15 protein-coding genes are annotated in these 22,481 nt (G+C 58.4%); 8 read left to right on the forward strand and 7 right to left on the reverse strand.

The window, feature by feature from the left end; all coding sequences use genetic code 11:
* The first annotated feature begins 7 nt into the window (after positions 1-7).
* Genes AB6Q56_RS17945 through AB6Q56_RS17965 form a run of 5 tightly spaced genes read left to right on the forward strand, consistent with a single transcriptional unit; the run spans position 8 to position 4,036 of the window.
* Positions 8-1,714, forward strand: a complete 1,707-nt coding sequence (locus AB6Q56_RS17945) for a GspE/PulE family protein (RefSeq protein WP_434514412.1) — start codon at positions 8-10, stop codon at positions 1,712-1,714.
* Positions 1,695-2,465 (forward strand): hypothetical protein, encoded by a 771-nt coding sequence (locus AB6Q56_RS17950; protein ID WP_434514413.1) that lies wholly within the window; start codon positions 1,695-1,697, stop codon positions 2,463-2,465. Before AB6Q56_RS17945 ends, AB6Q56_RS17950 begins: the two co-directional genes overlap by 20 nt.
* Positions 2,458-2,979 (forward strand): PilN domain-containing protein, encoded by a 522-nt coding sequence (locus tag AB6Q56_RS17955; RefSeq protein ID WP_434514414.1) that lies wholly within the window; start codon positions 2,458-2,460, stop codon positions 2,977-2,979. Before AB6Q56_RS17950 ends, AB6Q56_RS17955 begins: the two co-directional genes overlap by 8 nt.
* Positions 2,961-3,533, forward strand: coding sequence for a hypothetical protein (locus AB6Q56_RS17960; RefSeq protein ID WP_434514415.1), 573 nt, complete (start codon positions 2,961-2,963; stop codon positions 3,531-3,533). The genes AB6Q56_RS17955 and AB6Q56_RS17960 overlap by 19 nt, the downstream gene beginning before the upstream one ends.
* Positions 3,530-4,036 carry a hypothetical protein gene (locus tag AB6Q56_RS17965; protein ID WP_434514416.1) on the forward strand — a complete coding sequence of 169 codons (507 nt, stop codon included), beginning with the start codon at positions 3,530-3,532 and terminating at the stop codon, positions 4,034-4,036. The genes AB6Q56_RS17960 and AB6Q56_RS17965 overlap by 4 nt, the downstream gene beginning before the upstream one ends.
* A 16-nt stretch (positions 4,037-4,052) precedes the next feature.
* Here the strand turns inward: AB6Q56_RS17965 and AB6Q56_RS17970 are convergent, their stop codons facing one another.
* From AB6Q56_RS17970 to AB6Q56_RS18000, 7 genes are all read right to left on the reverse strand, one after another.
* Complete coding sequence (locus AB6Q56_RS17970) at positions 4,053-4,763, reverse strand: HAD family hydrolase (protein WP_434514417.1); 711 nt, start codon at positions 4,761-4,763, stop codon at positions 4,053-4,055.
* Complete coding sequence (locus AB6Q56_RS17975; protein WP_434514418.1) at positions 4,763-5,713, reverse strand: IS481 family transposase; 951 nt, start codon at positions 5,711-5,713, stop codon at positions 4,763-4,765. Before AB6Q56_RS17975 ends, AB6Q56_RS17970 begins: the two co-directional genes overlap by 1 nt.
* Positions 5,714-5,797: 84 nt before the next feature.
* Positions 5,798-6,505: a class I SAM-dependent methyltransferase gene (locus AB6Q56_RS17980; protein ID WP_434514419.1), complete on the reverse strand. Its 708-nt coding sequence runs from the start codon at positions 6,503-6,505 to the stop codon at positions 5,798-5,800.
* Positions 6,492-7,733, reverse strand: a complete 1,242-nt coding sequence (locus AB6Q56_RS17985; RefSeq protein ID WP_434514420.1) for a DUF3419 family protein — start codon at positions 7,731-7,733, stop codon at positions 6,492-6,494. Before AB6Q56_RS17985 ends, AB6Q56_RS17980 begins: the two co-directional genes overlap by 14 nt.
* Positions 7,734-8,515: 782 nt before the next feature.
* Positions 8,516-9,790 carry a TniQ family protein gene (locus AB6Q56_RS17990; RefSeq protein WP_434514421.1) on the reverse strand — a complete coding sequence of 425 codons (1,275 nt, stop codon included), beginning with the start codon at positions 9,788-9,790 and terminating at the stop codon, positions 8,516-8,518.
* Complete coding sequence (locus tag AB6Q56_RS17995; RefSeq protein ID WP_434514422.1) at positions 9,790-10,812, reverse strand: ATP-binding protein; 1,023 nt, start codon at positions 10,810-10,812, stop codon at positions 9,790-9,792. Before AB6Q56_RS17995 ends, AB6Q56_RS17990 begins: the two co-directional genes overlap by 1 nt.
* Before the next feature lie 14 nt (positions 10,813-10,826).
* On the reverse strand, positions 10,827-13,499 hold the full coding sequence (locus AB6Q56_RS18000) for a Mu transposase C-terminal domain-containing protein (protein WP_434514423.1): 2,673 nt from the start codon (positions 13,497-13,499) through the stop codon (positions 10,827-10,829).
* 100 nt (positions 13,500-13,599) lie between these two features.
* Here AB6Q56_RS18000 and AB6Q56_RS18005 point away from each other — a divergent pair, with 100 nt between their 5' ends.
* The 3 genes from AB6Q56_RS18005 to AB6Q56_RS18015 all read left to right on the forward strand — a co-directional run bounded on the left by AB6Q56_RS18005 (position 13,600) and on the right by AB6Q56_RS18015 (position 22,468).
* Complete coding sequence (locus tag AB6Q56_RS18005; protein WP_434514424.1) at positions 13,600-13,941, forward strand: DUF6471 domain-containing protein; 342 nt, start codon at positions 13,600-13,602, stop codon at positions 13,939-13,941.
* 365 nt (positions 13,942-14,306) lie between these two features.
* Positions 14,307-19,625: a DEAD/DEAH box helicase gene (locus AB6Q56_RS18010; RefSeq protein WP_434514425.1), complete on the forward strand. Its 5,319-nt coding sequence runs from the start codon at positions 14,307-14,309 to the stop codon at positions 19,623-19,625.
* Positions 19,622-22,468 (forward strand): helicase-related protein, encoded by a 2,847-nt coding sequence (locus AB6Q56_RS18015; RefSeq protein WP_434514426.1) that lies wholly within the window; start codon positions 19,622-19,624, stop codon positions 22,466-22,468. The genes AB6Q56_RS18010 and AB6Q56_RS18015 overlap by 4 nt, the downstream gene beginning before the upstream one ends.
* Positions 22,469-22,481: the final 13 nt, after the last annotated feature.

A 22,481-nucleotide genomic window follows, 5' to 3' on the forward strand; every position in this document is an offset into this window, starting at 1 on the left:
GGCGCCCATGAACATGTTGGTCGACGAGCGCGTCATTCGTGGTCATCTGGATCGTGCTGGCCTGGTCGCTCACGCCCGCCGGGCTGCTGCCGAGGGCGGTTTGCCAGCAGCGCTGGCTGCGCTGCAGGCCGATTTCGGGTTGGGCGAAGATGCTGCTGCCGAACGGCTGGCCGAGACCTTCGGGTTGACGGCCGTATCGTTGGCGACGCTTTCCATTTATCCGTTGGCCCTGTCCATCGCGCCTTTTGGGGAGTTCGTCCGCCGCCAGGCCTTGATTCTGGAGAACAACGACGGCTATCTGGTCGCTGCCGCCGATCCACTGGATGGGCAGTTGCGCGACTGGCTGGAGTCCCTGGTTCCGCTCGGTAAGCCGATTGTCTGGCAACTGGCGACGCCTGGCAGCATTGCCGCTTTCCTGGCCCGCGAGGAGTCACGGGTACGCACGCTGGATTCCAGCCTGGGTGGAGAGGAGGCGGTAATGGCGATTGGCTCCGATGCCGAAGACCTCTCGCTACAGCGCATTTCGGAGGATGGCAGCGCTGTTGTACGGCTGGTGCGCTCGACGCTGCACGATGGTCTCAAGGCTGAAGCCAGCGACATCCATATCGAGTCCAACGCCCGTGGACTAACCGTCAAGTATCGCATCGATGGCGTGCTCAATTTCGCCGGCTCGATCGATGGCTGCGATACGGCCGAACAGATGATTTCGCGTATCAAGGTCCTCTCAGACCTCGACATCTCGGAGCGCCGGGTGCCGCAGGATGGCCGCTTCAAGGTCAACTGGCAGGGGCGGGAGATCGACATCCGCGTTTCGATCATGCCCAGCATTTGGGGCGAGGATGCCGTGCTGCGGGTGCTCGACAAGCAGGCGCTGACAGACCACCTGAAGGGGCTTTCGCTCGATGCCATGGGCTTTGACGCCGACATCATGGCGCGCATTCGGCGGCTGGCCTCCGAGCCCTACGGCATGGTGCTTGTTACCGGACCAACAGGTTCCGGAAAGACCACCACGCTCTATGGTGCGCTGTCCGAGATCAATAGCGGTGAGGATAAGATCATCACCATCGAGGATCCGGTCGAGTATCAGCTGAACGGCGTGCTGCAGATTCCCGTCAACGAGAAGAAAGGGCTCACTTTCGCCCGCGGCCTGCGTTCCATCCTGCGCCACGACCCGGATAAGATCATGGTCGGCGAGATACGCGATGCTGAAACGGCGCAGATCGCCGTCCAGGCCGCACTGACCGGCCACCTGGTATTCACTACGGTGCACGCCAACAACGTTTTCGACGTCATCGGTCGTTTCCTGCACATGGAGGTCGACCCTTACAACCTCGTTTCGGCCTTGAATGGCGTCGTCGCCCAGCGCCTTATCCGCACGCTGTGCCCAGTCTGCGCTCGCCCGCTGGAGCAGGGTATGCAGGAACTCGCCGATACCGAGCTCGATGCCGCCGCTACTGCCAGCTGGCATTTTCATCGTGCTGTGGGCTGTGGAAGTTGTCGCGGTACCGGCTATCGTGGCCGGCGGGCGATTGCCGAATTGCTCGTCCTCAATGACGAGATTCGCGAACTGATCATTGGCCGCGCCCCTATTCGGCAGTTGAAGGAAGCTGCCCGTCGTGGCGGTACCCGTTCATTGCGTGAAAATGCCCTGGACATGGTGCGGGCAGGAACGACCAGCCTGGAGGAGGCCAATCGTGTCACTTTCGTGGCTTGACCGTCTCAATCTTTACGTTCATCCGCGGCGGGTGGTGCTCGAGCATCGTTCCTGGCGCGGTGCTGTCCGTCGGCGGGAGGTAGTCGTGCCCCCCCCCGCACCCGGTGAGAGCGACTGGCAGCCGGCGCTGGCTGCCGTTGCCGAAATGCTGGCTGACGACAATCGGCGAGGCGGGCGGGTCGAAATCATTGTTGCCGATCATTTCGTGCGCTATGTCGTGCTGCCCTGGAGCGACGGCATCACTGGGTCACGGGCGCGGCAGGCGCTAGCTTATGCTTTGTTGCGCAATACGCTGGGCGAACGGGTCGACGCTTTGGAGATTGCGCTAGACCGCGCGCGCTTTCGCCGTCCTGGACTGGCAGCGGGTATCGAACGTCGTTTTGTTGACGAATTGCGCGGAGCGTTTCGCCGCAGACGTATTGCCGTATCCAGCCTGCAGCCGCGCCTGGTCCGCGAACTTGCATCCGGAAGCAGGAGGTTGGCCGATTTCGACGGCTGGTTCGTTAGTGCCGACCCGGAGCGTCTGACGCTGGCTAGACTGGAGCGCGGCAGCTTGGTCGCTCTTCGAAACCAGCGTTCTACGCCCGATAGCCTGGGTAGCGAACTCGGTGCGCTACTGGCGGCGGATTGCCAGCGTGAACCCGGTGGTAAATTGCTCGTCTGCCCCGACGGACTGATGCTGCCGTCGATCCTGCCGCCGTGGGAGGTGACGGCATGGCCGTCGGTATTGCCTGGAGGTACGCATGCCTGATCTTGATTTCCAGCCGCGTCGGCCGGGACTGTTGGTGTTCTGTCTGTTGCTTGCCGGTGGCTTGCTGGCCGCCGATGTTGTCATGGAGGAGAGGGAGCGGCGTGAGCGCCTGGACGATTTGTCCGGGCAGGTCGCCCAAGCCAAACGGCGACTGGAAAAGCGGCTGGATGCTGAGCGCTGGCGCCGCCCGGAGAATGTCTTCAGTCCCGAGGAGACGGCCGCACTGCGGCAGGCCTACGCCGCAATTGGCGTGGAATGGGAACGCCTGTTCGGGACCATTGATGCTGCGGTGAGCGAGGATGTTGCCTTGGTCGCCATTCGCCCCAGTATTTCCGGCAAGAGCGTACAGATTAGCGGGGAGGCACGTAACCTCGGTGCAGCCTTAGCCTTTGTCGAGGCGCTGCGGCGCGAACCATTGAGTCAGGTTGTTCTGGTTTCGCATCAATTGAAGCAGACTGATCCACAACGTCCCTATGTTTTTGAGATTGCCGCTGCATGGCTGCCCGCTTCTTGACCACTTCTCTTGCATGGCTGCGCCATGAGGCTGCCCATGTTCAGCCCTTGCCGCTTCTTGCATTGCTATTGGTGGCCGGTTCGTTAATTGCCCATGTGGTTTTGCTGCCCGGTCGGGATGCGGCCATTGACGAGTCTGAGCGAGAACTGGCGCGGGCCGAGAAAGCCCTGAGGCGAGCAGCTATGGCCAATGAAACTCAGGATCAACGGCCGGAGGAAGCAAGGGCCAGCCTGCTTGACCACTTCCAGAGCGAGTCGCAGCGGAATGCGACGCTCGGTCGGCTGCTTGACATCGCGAGTGAGCAGGGCTTGCAGATTCCCATCGGCGAGTACCGCTTGGTTGCCGCCAAGGGTGGGCCGCTTGAACGCTACGTGCTGACCTTGCCGCTACGTGGCCACTATCTCTCAATTCGCCGTTACGTGGCGGCGGTACGGGCTGAATTCGCCGACTTGGCGGTCGACGATCTCACCCTGAGGCGCGAGAACATCGTCACCAATGAGGTCGAGGCACAACTGCGCTTCATCGTTTTCGCTCGCCGCGGGGTGGCTTCGTGAAACTGAAACCGCGGCAGCGCTGGCTGATCCTGGGTTTTCTGCTGATGACCACCTTGCTCGCCGGCTATTTCGCCGAAGACGAGCCGGAAAATGTGCATAAGAAGCAACGGCCAGTACGTGCTGCGTCGTCCTCTGTGGCCGGCAAGCCATCCAACCAGCCAGCTTTGGCTGTCCCAGCGTTACAGGCCCCCGTACCGCAAGGCATTCCGCCGGATCGCCTGGAAATCGACCCGTTCCGCAATAAGAGCTGGTACGTCGCACCGCCACCCCCTCCACCGCCGAAGCCCAAGGCGCCACCGCTGCCTTTCCAGTATTTGGGCAAGGTGGTCGAGGAAGGCAGGGCCAAGGTTTTTCTAGCGCGACAAGGGCAGCACCTGATCGTGCATGAAGGCGATGTGGTGGACGACAACTACACCGTACTACAGATCGCCGGTGGCCAGATGGTCATCGAATATCGTCCGTTACAGGAGAAGCAGTCACTGGCCATCGGTAGCGCGCAGTAGCAGATCGCCCGGCCGTTCAATGGTTTGCTCGAAGCGCGATATCGGCGAGCGTGGTGTGGGCTATATTGGGGGAAAGATCGAGTGCGTGCAGCAGGCGTTCGATCAGTTCGGCCGGGGTGCGCGAAATAATGTCTTCCAGTACGTCAAAATCGTCAGTCAGCCGAGTGTGATCTTCGAAACCATAGGATACGATCAGAGGGTGCAGGCCGGCATTCAGGGCGGCGGCGTAATCCTGGTATTCGTCGCCGCAGGCGAATGCGCGCGCCGGATTGATGCCAAATCCTTGGCGCAAGCTACGGAAATGCCCCGCTTTTCCCTCGCCAAGAGGAATGCAGCGCAGGAAATCGAGTTGCCCAACATCGATATCGTGGCGCTGGAGAACGAGGGATAATGTGGTTTCTGGTTCGATGGTAACGTTGCGCGAAACGATGCCGACCCGGATGTCGGGCGTGGCGATCAGACGCCTGAGCAGGTTCGCCATGCCGGGAAAGAGCTTGGCCTCGCCCCGGTAGATTTCGGTCAGCGAATGCTTGAAGCGCTTGCGGTTTTCCTTGTTCAATTGACGTCGTAGATTGTGCGGAAACTCGCGCAGTCCGCCCAGATATTTCAGTAGTTTGCGCCGGCGCTGGAAACGCTGGTAATCCCCGATGTCCATGCCGTGATGCGCAAAGGCAGCCTCAACGGCGCGAAAGGCATCTACCAGCGTGCCGTCGGCATCGAAAATCACTAGGTGTTTAGTCCCACGGTGTGCTGGATCGGATTGATCCTGAAGCGCTCAGGCTCATTTGTCCAGGTTTTGCAGACGAACTCATAGGGCGTCAGGCCCTTCAGCGTCTTCAATCGCCGGGCGAAGTTGTAAGCCATCAGGAAGGTCTGTAAATGGGCTTTCAACTGGTCATGCGTCTGGTAGTAGTAGCGTTTTACCGTGGCGTCTTTGATGGTTCGATTCATGCGTTCAACCTGTCCATTCGTCCATGGGTGACACACTTGAGTCAGGCGATGCTCGATTCCATGGGCATTACAGAGACGATCAAACGGAATGCACCAATTCCCTTCTGTTCCCTTGCGCACGGCAAATTGGATGCCGTTGTCCGTGAGGATGGTGTGGATTGCATAGGGCACTACTTCAACCAAGCTGGACAGGAAATCACGAGCAATCAAGCGCGTCGCTCGTGGATGTAGTTCGGCGTAGGCAAACTTTGATGTTCTGTCGATGGCCACAAACAGGTAGAGCCTGCCCTCATCGGTCTGTACTTCCGCAATGTCGATATGAAAGTAGCCGATCGGGTAGCTCTTGAATTTCTTCTTCTGCGGCTTATCGCCCTCAACATCCTGCAATCGTGAAATGCCATGCCGTTGTAAGCATCGATGCAGGGAGGAGCGCGTCAAATGGGGAATGCTTGACTGCAAGGAGTAAAGACAATCATCCAGAGGCAAGAGCGTATAGCGGCGAAACGCCACGATTGCTGCTTCCTCTTCTGGGGTCAGCACGGAGGACCGGACCTGCTTTGGTCCCATGGGCGAATCCTGGACAGTCTGGCGCTGACGCCATTTGGCTACCGTCTTTGGATTGATCCCATACTGCGCTGCCAGTACGTTCAGGCTCGTTTGACTATGTTGTATCGCTCGACGCACTGCCTCTGTTGTGCGGGCGCATCCGTGTAGTACCTGTCCCATAGCTCATCCCTCCGTAGCTGGCTATAAATTACACCAGCACACTGTGGGACTAAACAACTAGGCGGTCATTGCTGGCGAACATGGTCAATCCGTGCGTTCTCCGACGAAGATATAGTAGGGCGCCCGCAGCCCGGGCAGGTAGGGAACAGCGGCCCATCTTTCGCTACTCTGGCGTTCGGTGAATAGCTGGCGTAGTGCCGGCAGGTGCTTGTCCGAGAGGTGTACGCCATCATGGCCGAACCAGCTACGCCAGAAGCGCATGCCGAGAGGGTTTCCATCTGTCGGTAGGTGAAAGTCAACGATGCCGATTCGCCCACCGGGGCGCAGCATGGCGTGTGCGTTGGCGATGGCCGACGCCCAGTCGGGAATCATGGTCAGCGCGTACGACAGGAACACAACATCCACGGGTATCCCGGGTTGCCAGCGCGTGGCGTCGGCTTCGATCACACGCACATTGGCCTGCCCGGCTGCACGTTGCCTTGTCTGCTCAAGCAGGGCGGGGCAAAGATCGACCAAATCCAGGCTGGCGAATTCGGGTGTTCGGCGCCCTAGTCGTTCCAGGCTGCTGCCAGTGCCGCAGCCGAGTTCGACGATGCGTTCGCCAGGAGCGATGGCGAGTTCTTCGATCAGTTCCTCACGGCCGTGCAGAAGCCGGGCGCGGAAGGCATCGTAGCGCTCAGCTTGCGGCGCGTAGAACGCCTGCAACCGCTCCGCATGGCTACCTTCCTTGGGCTGGCCGCGCAACAGGCGCCACAGGACGCGCGCATCAGCGGTGAAGTCAGCAACCGGCATGTTGTTTCATTTGTGCGATGACGAAGCCGGCATAGGTGTGCACCCGGTCGGACTGCTGCAGTTGATCGGCCAATGCTGTATCGAATTCGACCACCTCGGCCAACGGTCGGCAATTTTTTCCGACCGTGATCCATTCAAGAAAGGGAGGCTTTGCGTGAGCGCTACGTAGCAGTATGCGGGCGGCCGGTGCAGCCCGCTCTGTGATCGCCTGCCATTCCTCGATCAGTGCGTCGGGGTGGTAGCTGCTCATCCAGTCCATGTGATCGAGCAGTACGAAGCGGCTGATCGGCTCACTGCCCCGTTCCAGGAACTCCGTGACGGTACAGGTATGGGTTTCGATGGAATCGACCAACCCGCTTTTGAGCGCGAGGAAATTGGCTTTCTGAAGATAGGATGGGCAGCAGTCGCGCGTGTAGCTTCCAGTGAGATAGACGCGCCAGAAATAGTTGTTTCTTACGGGCAGGTTGCGGAAGACGTACTCGATGGCGTGGCGGATGAAACCGGATACGCCTTCCGGATGCTGCGCCTCGACTAGTCGTCGCTGAGGGTGCGGCACACCGAGAAGGCTCATGGTCAGTTGCCGGTTTAATACCCAGTTGATGAGCGGCGTCCATAATTCGCCAGCGATCTTTTCGTCGTAAATTCGACGTTGGTCATCCAAAGATTGCGAGTCGAGCAGTTTGAGGATTTGCTGTGCCAGTTCGGGCCGCAGACGGAAATAGGTTCGAAAGCTGCGGGCGACAAAACCGGCCAGGCCGTGGAAATAGAAGCTACCGTGCCGGCTGCGGAACCATTCGATGCGGTGGTCCCAGTAGGCCTGAGCAAATGATGACAGGCCGCTGCGTAGATGCTGGCGGTAGAGAAGGCGGGCATCGGGATGGAAACCGTTGCCAAAGAATGCGAAGAAGTCTTCGAAACCGAGATGGCGAATGCCGGAAATTTTCAGTTCCAGAAGGGCATTCTGGCGCGGATTGGCGTCTATGGCATAGACCTTCGATGGTCCCTGCAGGGCGTAATCGAGGGCGTTACAACCGGCGCTGGTAATGACCAGAACTCGGTCATCAGCACCGAGGTGTAGCGCCTGACGATCGACTTCCGGATCCTCCCAGCAGGTGTTGTAAACAAGTGACCGCGAGTACAGGCCATTGAATATCTTCTGATCCAGGCGGTCTTGCAACGTTAAATTGGTGGCTGGAAAGGCCAGATTCGGTGGGGCTGGTGCGTTCATGGGCGCTTGTCGAGTGAGAACTGGCGACAAGCTAAGACGATGAGATTACGAAATCATGTCAGATCGTAGGCAAACCTGTTGCAGACGCTTAGACAAAAAGCTCAAACCGCCTAAATTGCTCCGGGAATTGGTATTACGAATGACACGGTTGGTGTTGGGCGCTGCATAGGTGCCATATTCGGTTTTGATCAGGTCGATAACGCATGCTTCAGTGCGCATGGCGGTTTGTTCCTCCAGTACTAGGTGGCGTCGCTGTGTGTCGGGGGGCGTTACCAAGAAATCAAACAGTTTCTGAATGGCGTTTCGAAAAAATCGGATCGATGCCCGGTTTTGGTGAGGTTTTATTGGTCTTCTACTTACCCATGCCACTCTTCAAGTGCTTCGTTGCCGAAATGCCGTTAAATTTTTAGGGACGTTTTTTGGCCAAGAATTGCTATATTTCGCAACGGTTGGCCAAGATATGCTTTTCAGTACCCAGGAATCCATCGTTTTCAGCCAGTTTTACGGCGTTTCTGCGGGGCAAGAGGTATGCTCCAAGGGGCTTCTCGGCCAGTTAATGCTTTATTTCGAGACAACAAACGCTTAACGGCACAAGGTAACTGTGCCGTAAAGCATAAAGTGGCCACCAGGCCAGTAAATGCTTTATTTCACGATAGGACACATTTTGGTTTATCGGGTTTCCCGATGTAGAGTCGAAAGTTTTGCTTCGATTTCTACAAAATCAAGATGCAAAAAAACGGAACCAATTTGGTTCCGTTTTGCTTTTGAACTGCCGAATTTGTTTAGTCGTTCGCCGCGATGGCTTTGGCTACTTGCCGGTAGGTATGGCGAATGGTCTTCAAGTCGCCAACCAGCTGCTGCCAGACCTCCCGAGCACTAATGCCTTCGTATCCAGCATCCAGTCGCTCTCGAATCAGCTCACCTACTTCGGCCTGTAGACGGGCTTCCTTAGCTTCCTTCAGGGCTGCTTGGTGACGACGATAACGGTCTGCAATGGCTCGAGCTTCGGAATTGGCTCGCAGATAAAGCAGCTTGTGTTCAACACCGGTACGCTGGCACGCTTCTGCCAAGGTAATCGGCACCTCCTCTGCCAGTATCCTGTGCAATTGTTGGCGAATAGCCTCCCAGTCCAATTCACGAGACTGAATACCCTTGCGTGGCGACGTGGCTAGTTGCATTGCAAACTGCACCGGTTCGGTTGGCAATTTCCAGTTTGCGAGCTCGCCGGCGTAGAGCTTTTCTAGGCTAATTCCACCATGAAGCGCAATGCTGAGCCAGGCCGGTAGCGTCGGCAGTCCGCCTTTCCGGAGCCAATACCAAACGCCGCTTTTGGAGAGGTTGAGCTCCTGAGCAAAGGCCGCCGCATTGCCGTCGGCCATTTTTTCGATGATGGTTTCAAGCAGTTTGGTAACGCCGTCGGTGGCAATTCGCGGTGGTGTGGCCAGCATCTGCCCTACTTGCCGGGCACTCCAGAGCGCTTGTGGCGTGGCCGCTTCTGTTTCGGCATCCCCCAAAAATCCGCCGCACGAAGTGCAATAGCCCACAACCACAGTGGTGGCGCGATTGCGCACATTCGATTTGACACAATGCGGGCACTCAGAACGCAGCCCAACCTTGTGGCGAAGGCAGGCGGTTACCGGCGCAAAATCCCAGCTGAGGCGCAGATATGGCGATTGCTGTTGTGCCCGGTCTTCAGTCAGGCAGCAGGGACACCAGCGGTCAGAGGCCGGGGGCAAACCCGGATTGGAAATCAGATGGCGCCATGGCACCAAGGTGAGATGGTCCAGGTTGGCAATGCCGGTCAGCTCCGCCAGCCATACTGCCCACTGTTCTGTTTCAGTGGACATCCCGCCGAACGAGCGGCGGAACCACTTGAAATCGTCAGGAATCGGCTGCTCGTAATGTTCAAGCGTCCAGGCCGCCAGGTTACGCGCAGTCATTCCGTGTGAGTGAGCCAGGCGGCAGAAGTAGCTGGTCAGGCTTTCGACTTCAGTCGTGCCTTGCCCCATCGGCACTAGGGCATGGAGAGTCGTACGGGGATTGTTCATGGTACTCATCAGGCAGCTTTGGGGGTACGGACGGTATCCATGGACAGTGAATTACGGTGTAGGCCGGGAGCAATCCGCTCCTCCCCCTCAAGGACTTCACGTGTAATCTGGGTAACTTGTGCATCGGTCAGCAATGCGGTGCACAAAGCGTCCTCGGACCAACCTTTGCTGGCTACGAGGCGGTCTAGGCGCATCAAAACCGCACGCAGGGTGCCGATACAGCCCAGCGTGGTTTGATGAAATGCCTCGGCGTAGCGCACCAAGTCGAGGTTTTGCAGTGCCGGCATGCCTTTGGCCAATTGCTTGAGGCAACCGTTGAAGCAGCGGACGTCGACATCCTGGTCGTGGCGATAGCGGCTGAAATGAACCACGTGAGCCCGCCGTGCCAATTGACCGCTCAGGCTCATCAGGTCGAACAGGTCGTAGGAGCCAAGCAGAACCCATTGCACGCCATATTCGTTGGAGAGGGACTTTAGCGTATCCAGCTGCTGGGCCAGCCGCGCAGGCGGGCATTGATTGATGATGTGGGCCGCCTCGTCGACGACGATAAAACGGGTTCCCCGATTGCGCAGCGAGCGCTCCACGGCCGTACGCAGGCCGGACAGGCGGTTGGTATTGTTGCCGCGCGGGCGCACGACCTTACCGGTTTCGGGGTCGACGCCATATGCAGTGCGTGGCGCGTCCAATTCGCCCTCCAGTTCATGCAGGATGCGCTGGTAGAACAAACGCCAGGAGAACTCCTTTTCTCCAGATGCAGGTGCTTCGACGCGGATGGCCGGCATGAATCCCGGATTGGTGGCCATCTCCCCTGCTTGTAGTTTCAGTTCTTCTGTGACCAGAAAATGACCCAGCGTACTTTTACCGACGCCGGTCGGACCACAGACAAGAATCAGGTCCGCACTGGAGCCGGCGGTCAGCATCAGTTGGCATTCCTCGATGGTGCAGGCAATCCGAGGATGGCGGATGCGGGCGCCCAGCGTCGGGGTGTTGGCGGTTGAGGTCGGATGGGTGTTTTGAGTAGTCGTGTTCATGGCGTGATGCAAAATTAGAAAGTCTCGAATTCCAGGTCGTCCGGTTGCTCAGGGTGGCAAACAGATGACGGGAGCGGTGTATAGCTCCCTCGTGGTTCGATGTCGGTAACGGTCGCAGAAGTCTGATGGCGGAGCTGCGGTTGATACGTCGGGGGCGTGATGGCGCCCAGGCCGATGTGCTCGTAGAGCTCGCGGTTCTCCTGTTGGCGCTCGAAGGCCAACTTGGCGGCCCCCGCCGGCGTGAAGATGCGCAGAAATTCCTTGAGCCTCTGGGGTGACGGTTCTTCGTCATCCGCCAGGGGCAAACGGCCGCACAGTTCGTCCGCAATGAGCTCACGCTCCTTTTCTGTCATCTGGCCGTGACCGACCAGGGCCTTGCACTGGGCGGCAAACCAGCGCTTGTTAATCTGGACATAAACGGTCGACGCATCCCAGGGGTCATAGCGCACAGGGACGTATTTGCCGTGCAGCTTCGGGTCGCGCAGTTCCGGGCACCAATAGTGGAAATGGTTGTGAACCTTGATGCCCCGCTGCCGGTCGACTTTCCGCTCTCCGCGGCGACCTACCGTTGGGCAAGTCAGGATGAGGAAGTCACGGGTCAGCGTAACAATCCGGTGGGAGCGCTGACCAGCATTGAGCAAACTGCGCTCACAGGCCTCACGTGGTGTCATGCCCAAGGCTGAATGGATTTCCGTGTCGTAATACTCGAACGCCCAGTATTCCAGGCCGTAATACAGATACTCGAGACACCATTCGGCGAGTCGGGACGGCAGAAATTTGCCTGTGGTCTGGCGAACCTTCTTGGTAGCCTTGGTGTTCCCGGCCAGGTTGTGCACATACTCAGTGTGCGCATGCCCGAAGATTCGCTCCATCACCGCACCATGGCGGGGACGGCCGGCAGGCCGATAGCGCACATGGATACGCATCAACTCGGCAAAGCGGGCAAAATCCTGGCTGCGGAAATCGGCGCCGTTGTCGACCACGATAAACTGTGGCAACCGGCGATTGCGTCGAACAATGTCGCGCAAAAGCATCATGTTCGAACGATACGATGGCGGGTCAAAGCTCAGGTACATGCCGACGATGCGGCGGGTGTAGGCATCAATCGCCAGCGACAGCCAAGGACGGCCCAGGCATTTGCCGGTTTTGAGCGAAATCAGCTCAATGTCCAGTTCTGTATGGTCCATATGCACGTACTGCAAGAATCTGGAACCGTGCGCCGGCGTGTCGGCATACAGAATATGGACAAACTCCCCGTTTTGATAGGCGACGCGATTGCCATGGCGAGCCTTGTCTGCGGTTTCCTGTGACAGCCCCTTAATGCGGGCAATCAGCGTCGGATACGACGGTGACTCAATTCCTCGTTCTGCACACAAAACCTTGAGCTGAAGATGCGTGTGCTTAGCATTGCGGGCGGCGCTGGTGAGATAGTGTTCCCGGATGACGTCTTGCATTGCCACTTCTTGGGCCTCGTCGAGGCGTGGAATGCGGTTGCCCCGATGGCGCAACCGTGGAACCAGTGCAACCAGTTCGTCGGTCCCTGTCAGTTTGGCTATGGCCAGGGCCTTCAAGTGACGACGCTGTGAGCGGTTCGGATTGGTGACGTTTGCCAAACCATTCATCCGGCTCAAGGCAATTTTGAGTTCCTCCTCCGTGAAATCAGAGAGGCGGATGGGTTCCGACTGCTCAGCGCTGCTGGCTACTAGGTCCAGGTTCAAGGCCAGGCGCTCCAGAGTGTCCATCGCAATTTCGACACTGTTGCCATCATCGGATTGCAAAACGGCTTTGCTGCCACCCACCATCACGATGGTGAAGGCCTGTTGGTCATAGACCACTCGTGCGCCGACACGGATGTCGACGACGCCGGGAATGGCTTGGGGAACTGGGCGCAAACGCGCGTGCTCGAACTCCCTCACAGCCGCGTCACGGAAAACCCGGCAACGGTGTGGGTCTTCAAGCGGAGCGACATCGATGTCGGAGACCAGGAGTCCGTCGGTAATCAGCTTGAAGACATCGTCCGAACGGCAATTGAGTTTCTCGTACAGTTCGGCCAGATAGAGGACTGCATCCTCGGCCAGTGCGGCATGGATGCTTTGTGCGACATCAACCGGACATGGCGGCGCTGCCGGGTCGAGGTAATCCTCCAGGAGTAGGATGTTCTCGATGCGGCGTTGCGGAATATCGCGCTCGGTTCGGATGCGATAACCGATGCCACGCTCTGCCAGCCACTGCTCAATCAGCGGTGCTACCCACTGGCCATCCGGGTCGAGTTGATAACGCCAAGGATAGCGAGCCGCAAGGCGCTCCATCTTGCTCCATGGTTTGCGTTCCTCGAGCACGACCGAACGCTCGCCAATGATAAGGAAGTCCGGTATGTGGTCGATTTGGTGGATTTCCCCGTCTGCATCGATAACCTCGAACTTCAGCTGGCAAGGCTGTGGGTAGTATTCCAGTACGTCCTGCTCGTATTCAAAGCTGACAGCCGCCGGGAACTCGAAATGCCGGCTTTCGGTTTCGACCGTCCGCTGCATTTTTTGGCTCTGGTATGGCGTGATGACATTACCGCCGCCTTTCGAACTCACCTGGCGTACAGGTGCATATTTGGCCGCATCAAGGACCAAACGCCGTCCGGCAATAGGAAGCCCAAGGCGGTCAAGCAGTTGCTCCCGCTGGGAATTCTCAAGCATTTACTGTTACCTCAAAGTAGTTGGGGCTGAGGTATAGGTAGCTTGAGGTGACGTGTGACAAAATTGACTTTAATTGGTCATCCACGTAACCCATCAAGTCATGCCGTTGAAAATGAGTATAGGTAAAGGACGCCCGCTGTCGCTTGATGCCAAGGCCGGCGACGTAAAACCCCAGTCCCAAGTAATGGACGAATGGGGTTTCAAGGCTGAGCTGCTGATTAAGCGGGGTATGCAGCAGCGTGCATGGGGCTACCGGGAGTTGGCCGAAGCCCTGAATGAGGTGGGTATCAGAGGGAATGGGCCTACCATCAACCGGCGCATCAATCGCGGCAATTTCAATGCAGGATTTTTGCTGGCCTGCCTGTCGGTTTTGGGAAACGGAGCGGACGTTGCTGAGGCGACCAAGCTGCTTCCAGCTTCTGGCAGCAAGTCCAGCGTTTAGCTGGCAAAAATGCCAAGTAAAATATCCGGAGAAGCCTGTGCAGCAATGATTTTGAAGCGTTTTTATGTGCTTCGGCGCTGATTTTTTACAGCTATCCATCCCCTGGCCTCCATTTTGTGGTCCGTTCACAAAATGGCGCCCTGGAGACCATGCTCTCCATCAACAGGCTTAAAACGTATACTCGGTCGGCCTATGCCGTGGGTCCACGATATAACAACAATCGCGGAATTGGAAAGTGATAACCCACTGTTTTTCTTGGTGACAATTCGATGCTTACGGCTTCCGCTCCGCTTTCCCTTCGGTATTTCGCATTCCTTTTGGGATAATGCCTACGGTCTACATATGCAAAAGTTCAGGGTTCTGTGATGGATGTATTTGAATTTCGTACCAAGCTGGTATCCGAATATGCGGCCTTTACCCGCAGCTTCACTCGCATCCAAGCGCCTGACATCCAGGCTTTTGTCGACGAGGCCTACAACTCCGGACGTTATTGGCCTGCTCCCCTTGTTCAGGTCAATCCCAATTTCAAGACAGGCGCCACGGTCGAAACGCTAATCCAGCAGGGTGGCTTGCATGCTGAGTGCAGCCGCATCTTCCGAGCTGGCAAATCCACTTCCAGCGCAGGCGTCTCGCTAAGCCTATTCAAACACCAGGAAGAAGCCATCAGCTTCGCCCAAGGCGGCGAAAGCTACGTTCTGACCACCGGGACGGGTTCAGGTAAGTCACTGGCTTATTTCATACCGGTAGTTGACGCCATTCTCAAGGCGAAGGCTGCTGACCCCACGCCACGGACTCGAGCCATTGTCATCTACCCAATGAACGCCTTGGCCAATAGCCAGCTCGAAGAACTTGGCAAATTCCTGGCGGACTACGGTGAGCATAAGCCGGTGACCTATGGTCGTTATACCGGCCAGGAGGATGAAGAAGAGCGCCAGCGCCTCGCATCCAATCCGCCAGACATCTTGCTGACCAACTTCATGATGCTTGAACTCCTGATGACTCGTCAGGACGATAAAGACAAAGCTGTCATCCGTAATGCCAAGGGATTGCGTTTCCTGGTCTTGGACGAGCTGCACACCTATCGGGGGCGACAAGGGGCGGATGTGGCATTGCTGGTCCGGCGCGTTCGTGAGGCATTGGCCGACAAGCTCCAATGCATAGGCACCTCGGCCACCATGGCAACCGAGGGTAGTGAGCAGGAGAAAAACACCAAGGTCGCTGAAGTGGCCAGCCGCTTGTTCGGCGTACCTCTGACGGCCGCTAACGTCATTACCGAAACCCTTCAGCGCGTTACACCGGAAGACCTGTTGGTGGACCATATCCGGTCACAATTGGGTCAAGCAATTCGTGCGGGACTCCCTTCGGGTGCATCGTTCTTGGAGTTGGCTCGCCATCCTCTGGCTATCTGGGTAGAGCTCACGCTGGGATTGACACGCAATGAAGGCAAGTGGCGCCGAGCTCAGCCGATTACGCTGGAGGCAGCTGCCGACCAGCTGGCAGCAGACAGCGGTGTCGAGGTTGAAGTGGCCAAGCAGGTGCTGGCAGATTTTCTGTTACTTGCCTACCGCACGACCGATAAGCCCGCTGAAGAGGGTGGCCGGAGCCTCTTCGCCTTCAAGCTGCACCAATTTATCTCGGGCGGTAGCAAGGTCTACGGCTCGCTGGAACCGGAAGGCAAACGCTACCTGACGCTTGAAGGGAGCCAGTTTGTTCCGGGCGACCGGTCCCGCCGCCTCTATGCACTGCATTTCTGTCGTGAGTGTGGGCAAGAATATGTTCCCGTCTGGGATGAAAACTCCGCAAGCGGCCGCACCTTCAGTCCGCGCAATATCGAAGAGCGCAACCACGACGACGAAGACATCAAGAGCGGCTACTACATGCCGGATACCAGCGGTATCTGGGAGGACACCCTCGACCGTTATCCGGAGACGTGGCTCGAGCAACGCCAGAATGGCGACCTAAAGCTGAAATCCAACTATAAAAAGCGCCAGCCGTATCACGTCAGGCTCAATGCCGAAGGGGGGCATACTGCCGATGGCACGCCGGGCTGGTACATTCCGGGCAGCTTCGGCTTCTGCCTACGCTGTGGCGTTGTGCATCAGACGGCCGGCAAGGAGTCTTTGCGACTGACCGGGCTTTCCGGCGAGGGGCGTAGTTCCGCCACGACCATGCTGACCCTCTCGGCCTTGCGCTATCTCTACGAAGAGGATGAGCAGCTCAAGGCGGAGGCCAAGAAGGTTCTCGGGTTTACAGACAACCGCCAGGATGCGGCCCTTCAGGTCGGCCATTTCAACGATTTCCTTCAGGTTCTTCTGCAACGCGCAGCCCTGCTGGCGGCAGTGCAGAAAGCCGGCGGTAGCTTGACCGAGGCAGAGGTATCTGACGCGGTCTTTAAATCCCTTGGGTTCGACCGAGACGACCCCGGTGTGCGCGCCGAGTACATGCAGGACCCCGACATCAAGGGCAATGCCCGTCGCCAGGTGCAGGACATCATGCGCGCTATTCTGGGCTACAGGGTGTATTTCGACCTGCGCCGCGGGTGGCGTTTCAATAACCCGAACCTTGAGCAACTCGGCCTCGTTCATATCGAATATCAGGACCTCGACGACCTGGTGTCCGACAAGGAATCCTGGGCCGATGCGCCGCTGATTCTGCTGGCCGCCTCGCCTGATGTTCGCAAGCGTCTGCTCATCAAGCTTTTTGATGCCATGCGACAAGGGCTTTGCCTGGCCTCCCGCTTCCTTGACCGCACGGAATTGGACCGCCTCAAGACGTCCAGCTATGCGAACCTGCGCGAACCTTGGGGCTTTACCGAGGACGAAAACCCCATTTCCTCGAACTGGTTCATCACCACCGGCAAGCCCCGCGATGAGGACCGTCGTAACGTCGATTACCTGGTGTCGGGCAGTGCCCGCTCCAAGCTCGGCAAGGACATCAAGAAGAGCAGTGTCTGGCGGGAATTGGATGGCAGCGACAACCCCCACGCCGCCAAAATCAAGGACGAGCATTACGAGGAAATCGTCCGAGCACTGCTCAAGGCCGCTAAATCTTATGGACTGGTCGTGGCCGAAGAAACAGAATTCGGCATGACTGGGTATCAGTTGAACGGCACCAGCCTGCTTTGGACCGTTGGGGACGGGCAAAGCAAACGAGGCGCTGATGACAACGCCTTCTTCCGCAGTCTCTACGGCAATATCGCCGGCTTGCTCGCCAATCCAGTTCATCGTCTCTACGACTTCGAGGCTCGGGAACATACAGCGCAGGTCGAGCAAGACGACCGCCTGGAGCGCGAGGCCCGTTTCCGCTTCACGCCAAAAGACAAGGCCGACTGGCTGACTGCGAAAGGCAAGCCCTTGGAGTGGCTGCCGGTTCTGTTCTGCTCGCCCACGATGGAACTCGGGGTCGACATCTCGTCGCTCAATACGGTCTATCTGCGTAACGTCCCGCCGACACCGGCTAACTATGCCCAGCGCAGTGGTCGTGCAGGTCGTGCCGGGCAGCCGGCGCTGGTCATTACCTATTGCGCTGCCCAGTCGCCGCATGACCAGTATTTCTTCCGTGCCCCAGTACGAATGGTTCATGGCCAAGTGAATCCGCCCACACTAGACCTGGCAAACCGCGAACTTATACAGAGCCACCTGCATGCGGTCTGGCTGGCGGAGACGGGGAAAAAACTCGACAACAGCGTGCGCGGCCTGCTCGACATGAACGACCCGGCGGCACCGCTGACCGACGAGTACAAACAGCAGATGGATGCTGATGGGCCCCAGAAGCGGGCTCATGTCCGAGGGCTGCGTATCCTATCTATGCTGTCCGGGGAACTGACTCCACAGAAAGCGCCTTGGTACACAGAGCACTTTGCCGAGCAGGTCTTCCGCCAGGCCTTTACCTCCTTCGACAAGGCGCTCGACCGCTGGCGCGACCTCTTCGCCGCCACCAAGCGGCAGATGGAAATCAACCAGAAGGTCATGAACAACCCGGCGGCCAGCGAACGCGACCGGCGCGATGCCAAACAGCGTCACGACGAGGCTTTCCGGCAGCAGTCCCTGTTGCTCCAGGAATCCGGCTCGGCCAATTCGGACTTCTACACGTACCGCTATCTGGCCAGCCAAGGTTTTCTGCCCGGCTACAACTTCCCGCGCCTACCGCTGATGGCCTACATTCCGGCACGAAAGGGCAAGATTGGTCGCGAGAATTTCCTCTCCCGTCCGCGCTTCCTGGCGCTGTCGGAGTTCGGCCCCTACAGCCTCATCTATCACGAGGGCAGTCAGTATCGAGTCACCCGAGCCATGCTCTCCGTCGGCTCGGATGACCAGGTTTCCATCGGTGCCAAACTCACGACCGATGTGGCGCGTATCTGCCCGGTCTGCGGCTACGGCCATTTCCGCAATCAGCGCGATGCTGACCGCTGTGTTTCCTGCAATGCGCCACTTGCTGATGCCGTGGCCGTTCAGAATCTTTACCGCATCGAGAACGTATCCACTAAGCGGGCGGAACGCATCACAGCCAATGAGGAAGAGCGGGTGCGCCAAGGCTATGAGATGCAGACCACCATTCAGTTCGGCGAGCAGGATGGCAAGCTCCAGGTGATGCATGCGCTCCTGAAGGACGGCGACACCCCGGTGCTGGAGTTGCAATATGGCTCAGCCGCCACCGTCTGGCGCATGAATCTGGGTTGGCGGCGCCGTAAGGAAAAGAGCTTGCTCGGTTTCATGATTAACCCGGTGACAGGCCATTGGATGGGCGGGGCTGAAGAAGCTGGCGAGCCAGACCCGGAAACGCCTCCTGATAAGACGCCACCGCAGCGCATCGTTCCCTACGTGGAGGACCGCCGCAACGTGCTCATCGTGCGTCCGCTTGAAGAGCTAGACATCAAGACCATGGCGACCTTGCAGTACGCGCTCAAGCGCGGCATCGAAGCGGTCTACCAGCTCGAGGAGAGCGAATTGATGGCCGAGCCGCTCCCTAAAGCCGACCTGCGTCGCGCCATCTTGTTCTACGAGTCGGCCGAGGGCGGTGCGGGTGTGCTCACTCGTATTGCCACGGAACCGGACGCGCTCGCCCAGGTAGCCGCTGAAGCGCTGTCCATCATGCATTACCAGCGGCCAGCCAATGGACGCTGGGAGCAGGCCCACCTAACTGATGACCTAGGGCCGAATGGCCAGCCTATCTGCGAAGCTGGCTGCTACAAATGCCTGCTCTCGTACTACAACCAGCCGGACCACCTTCACATCGACCGCCAGGATGCGGACAACGAAGGCAAGGCGCTGGATATTCTTTGTCAATTGACACGTTCCCACGGCGAGGTTGGCAGCTTTGGCCGTACTCCCGAGCAGCAGCAGGGCGAACTCCAACGCATTGCTGGCAGTTCGTTGGAGCAAGCCTGGCTGGATTTCGTGCAGGCCAACGGCTATCGCGCGCCCGATTCTGGGCAGCACACGATTGAACGCTGCCAGACAACCGCCGATTTTTACTACGCCGACTGGAAGGCTGCCATATTCATTGATGGCCCCCACCATGAAGCGCCGGCGCAGGCTGGCAAGGACCAATCCATCAATGCTTGCCTGGAAGCAGGTGGCTATTACGTTGTTCGCTTCCCTAAGGAAATTGATGCTTGGGCTGGCATCTTCAAAGCACATGCCGACCTGTTCGGCGCAGGAAATGGCACAGGAAATAACGCATGATGCAGCAAACCTCGTTTCAACCCGGTAGCCTTGTCTCGGCTCGTGGCCGCGAATGGATTGTCTTGCCGCAATCTTCGGACGATACGTTGCACCTGCGTCCGTTGGGCGCGGCGGAGGATGATGCGACGCTCATCTACTTGCCAATCGAACCCGGCCCTGTTGGGCCTGCAACCTTTCCGAAGCCATCCGTCCAGCAAGCCGCCAATTTTGCGGCCGGCCAACTGCTGCGTGATGCCTTGCAATTGAAACTTCGCACCGGCGCCGGCCCCTTCCGTAGTTTCGGCAACATCGCCGTTGAGCCGCGCGCCTACCAACTTGTGCCACTGCTGATGGCCTTGAAGCAGGATGTTGTTCGCCTGTTGATTGCTGACGACGTCGGTATCGGCAAGACCATCGAGGCTGCCCTTATTGTCAGGGAATTACTCGACCGCGGCGAAATCAGCCGTCTGGCGGTCTTGTGCCCACCCCACCTGTGCGAGCAGTGGCAGCGCGAATTGAAACAGCGCTTCCACATTAACGCCGTGGTGGTCCGCAACACCACTGCTAACCGGCTGGAGCGAGGGCTTCCTGCCAACCAGTCCGTATTCGAAGCCTACCCCTTTACCGTTGTCAGTCTGGACTACATCAAGTCCGACCGCCGGCGGGATGAATTCCAGCGTGCCTGCCCCGAATGCGTCATCGTCGACGAAGCGCACACCTGTACCTATAGTGGCCAGGGTAAGCAGCAGCGTTACACCCTGCTCAAAGGTCTGGTCGAGAATCCCGAGCGTCACCTGGTAATGCTCACTGCGACTCCGCATTCCGGAGATGAAGAAGCCTTTTACAACCTACTCGGTCTGCTCAATCCGGAATTCAAGGAACTGAAGGACATTCCTTCAGATAACCGTCGCCCCTTGCGCGAACAACTGGCAAATCATTTCGTCCAGCGCCGCCGGCCCGACATCGAAGAATGGCAGGACAGTAGCGTCTTCCCCGAGCGCTTCTCCACCGAAGTGACCTACAAGCTCACTGGTGAGTGGGGCCGGTTGTTCGATGACGTGCTCGAATATGCGCGCACCCTGGTAGTTCGTGCCGAAGGCCAGGGCCTGCTTCAGCAGCGTATGAGCTGGTGGGCGGCGTTGGCCTTACTGCGCTGTATCTCCTCATCGCCGGCAGCAGCCATCAACGCCTTACGTACTCGGCTCTCAGGCACCGCGCTCACCGAGGGCGCGGCCGTGGTTGAGGAGCTGACGTTGGAGGAGGCCGAGGAGCAGGGCCGGGAACGGGTTCTCGATGGCCTGGAAGACAACCTCTCGACGCAGGATATTGAACCCGGCGCCCGCACCGAGGATACTGAGTGGCTTAGCGACCTGATTGGCCGTGCCGAGGGCCTGACGGGGGCCGCCAAGGACCCCAAGCTCAAGCGCCTTATCGAGCACCTCAAGGAACTCACTGAGGCAGGCTTTCAGCCAGTCGTATTCTGCCGCTATATTGCGACGGCGCATTACGTTGCCGACCAGTTGCGCCCAGTATTCAAAAACCATCAGGTAACCCCAATTACAGGCGATTTTGCACCGGCGGAGCGGGAGGCGATGGTTGAAGCGATGGGCGAGGCCGAGCAGCGCATCCTGGTCGCCACCGACTGCTTGTCGGAAGGTATCAACCTCCAGAACCTCTTCACCGCGGTCGTTCATTACGACCTATCCTGGAACCCGACTCGCCACGAACAGCGGGAAGGTCGCGTCGACCGTTTTGGTCAGAAGGCCCGGGAAGTGCGCACCACGATGCTCTACGGCCAGGACAACCCGGTTGATGGCGCCGTACTGCAAGTCATCCTGCGCAAGGCCGAGAGTATTCGCAAGGAGCTCGGTGTGCTGGTGCCTATGCCCGATGACGAGGGCAAGCTAACACAGGCGCTGGTCGGTGCCGTGCTGTTGCGCAAAGGGACCACGGCCAGCAAGATGCCCCAAATGGGCCTGGACTTCGGTGAGCCCGAGGCAGCCATCGACACTGCCTGGCAATCGGCTCGAGACAAAGCGTCTAAGAACCGTACACTGTTCGCCCAACGTCGTCTGAAACCCGAGGACGTCCTGCCTGAGTGGCAGAAAACCCTGGCGGTCCTGGGCGGCGAAGATGATGTCGAACGCTTTGTCAGACGTGCTGCTTTGCAACTCGGCGCACCGCTGGAAGCCGCGAGCAAGGCGGGAGCCATCCACTGGAAGCTCCATGCCGGTAGTTTGCCGGGGGCCGTGCGCGAGCGGCTTGAAGGCGAAGGCCTGGCAGGCACGTTGCGCGTCGATTTCCATCAGCCTATCGCGACGGGAGCACAGTTCATTCATCGAACCCATCCCTTGGTTTCCGTGCTTGCCGACTACCTGCTCGAGTCAGCGCTGGAGAATTCGGCCTCTAATGACAATGCCTTGGATGCTGTGGCACGGGCCGGTGCAATTTTTACTGAGGCGGTTCAGGTGAAAACCACCGTGCTGCTGGTGCGTTTGCGTCACCAGTTGACCGTGACCCATCGCGGTGAATCGCGCTTGCTGTTATGTGAAGAAACACTGACTGTTGGCGTTCCAGCGGATGAAGCAGTGCCTCTGCTCGAGGATGCTGCTGCCCGTGCTCTGATGGCTGCCGAACCAGCCCGGAACATGCCACCACCACTGCGCGACCAGCATATCCAGCGTTCCCTCGACCAGCTGGATACTCAGCAACCAACCCTGGAGGCTTTGGCTCGCAAGCGTGCGCAGTTGCTTTTGGATGACCATCGGCGTGTTCGTGAAGCAGCGCAAGGGCGCGGTGAATATCGCGTGACGCCCAGTCTGCCCGTCGACGTCATGGGCGTATTCGTCCTTATTCCGGCCTAAAACAGGAGTTCAA

Source organism: Dechloromonas sp. ARDL1 (assembly GCF_051122455.1).
Taxonomy (GTDB): Bacteria; Pseudomonadota; Gammaproteobacteria; order Burkholderiales; family Rhodocyclaceae; genus Azonexus.

Coding starts and splice junctions, on each gene's coding strand:
- AB6Q56_RS17960 (WP_434514415.1), top strand. CDS start 2,961: ATGGCTGCCCGCTTCTTGACCACTTCTCTTGCATGGCTGCGCCATGAG.
- AB6Q56_RS18000 (WP_434514423.1), bottom strand. CDS start 13,499: ATGCTTGAGAATTCCCAGCGGGAGCAACTGCTTGACCGCCTTGGGCTT.
- AB6Q56_RS18005 (WP_434514424.1), top strand. CDS start 13,600: ATGCCGTTGAAAATGAGTATAGGTAAAGGACGCCCGCTGTCGCTTGAT.
- AB6Q56_RS17955 (WP_434514414.1), top strand. CDS start 2,458: ATGCCTGATCTTGATTTCCAGCCGCGTCGGCCGGGACTGTTGGTGTTC.
- AB6Q56_RS17945 (WP_434514412.1), top strand. CDS start 8: ATGAACATGTTGGTCGACGAGCGCGTCATTCGTGGTCATCTGGATCGT.
- AB6Q56_RS18010 (WP_434514425.1), top strand. CDS start 14,307: ATGGATGTATTTGAATTTCGTACCAAGCTGGTATCCGAATATGCGGCC.
- AB6Q56_RS18015 (WP_434514426.1), top strand. CDS start 19,622: ATGATGCAGCAAACCTCGTTTCAACCCGGTAGCCTTGTCTCGGCTCGT.
- AB6Q56_RS17975 (WP_434514418.1), bottom strand. CDS start 5,713: ATGGGACAGGTACTACACGGATGCGCCCGCACAACAGAGGCAGTGCGT.
- AB6Q56_RS17980 (WP_434514419.1), bottom strand. CDS start 6,505: ATGCCGGTTGCTGACTTCACCGCTGATGCGCGCGTCCTGTGGCGCCTG.
- AB6Q56_RS17990 (WP_434514421.1), bottom strand. CDS start 9,790: ATGAGTACCATGAACAATCCCCGTACGACTCTCCATGCCCTAGTGCCG.
- AB6Q56_RS17995 (WP_434514422.1), bottom strand. CDS start 10,812: ATGAACACGACTACTCAAAACACCCATCCGACCTCAACCGCCAACACC.
- AB6Q56_RS17985 (WP_434514420.1), bottom strand. CDS start 7,733: ATGAACGCACCAGCCCCACCGAATCTGGCCTTTCCAGCCACCAATTTA.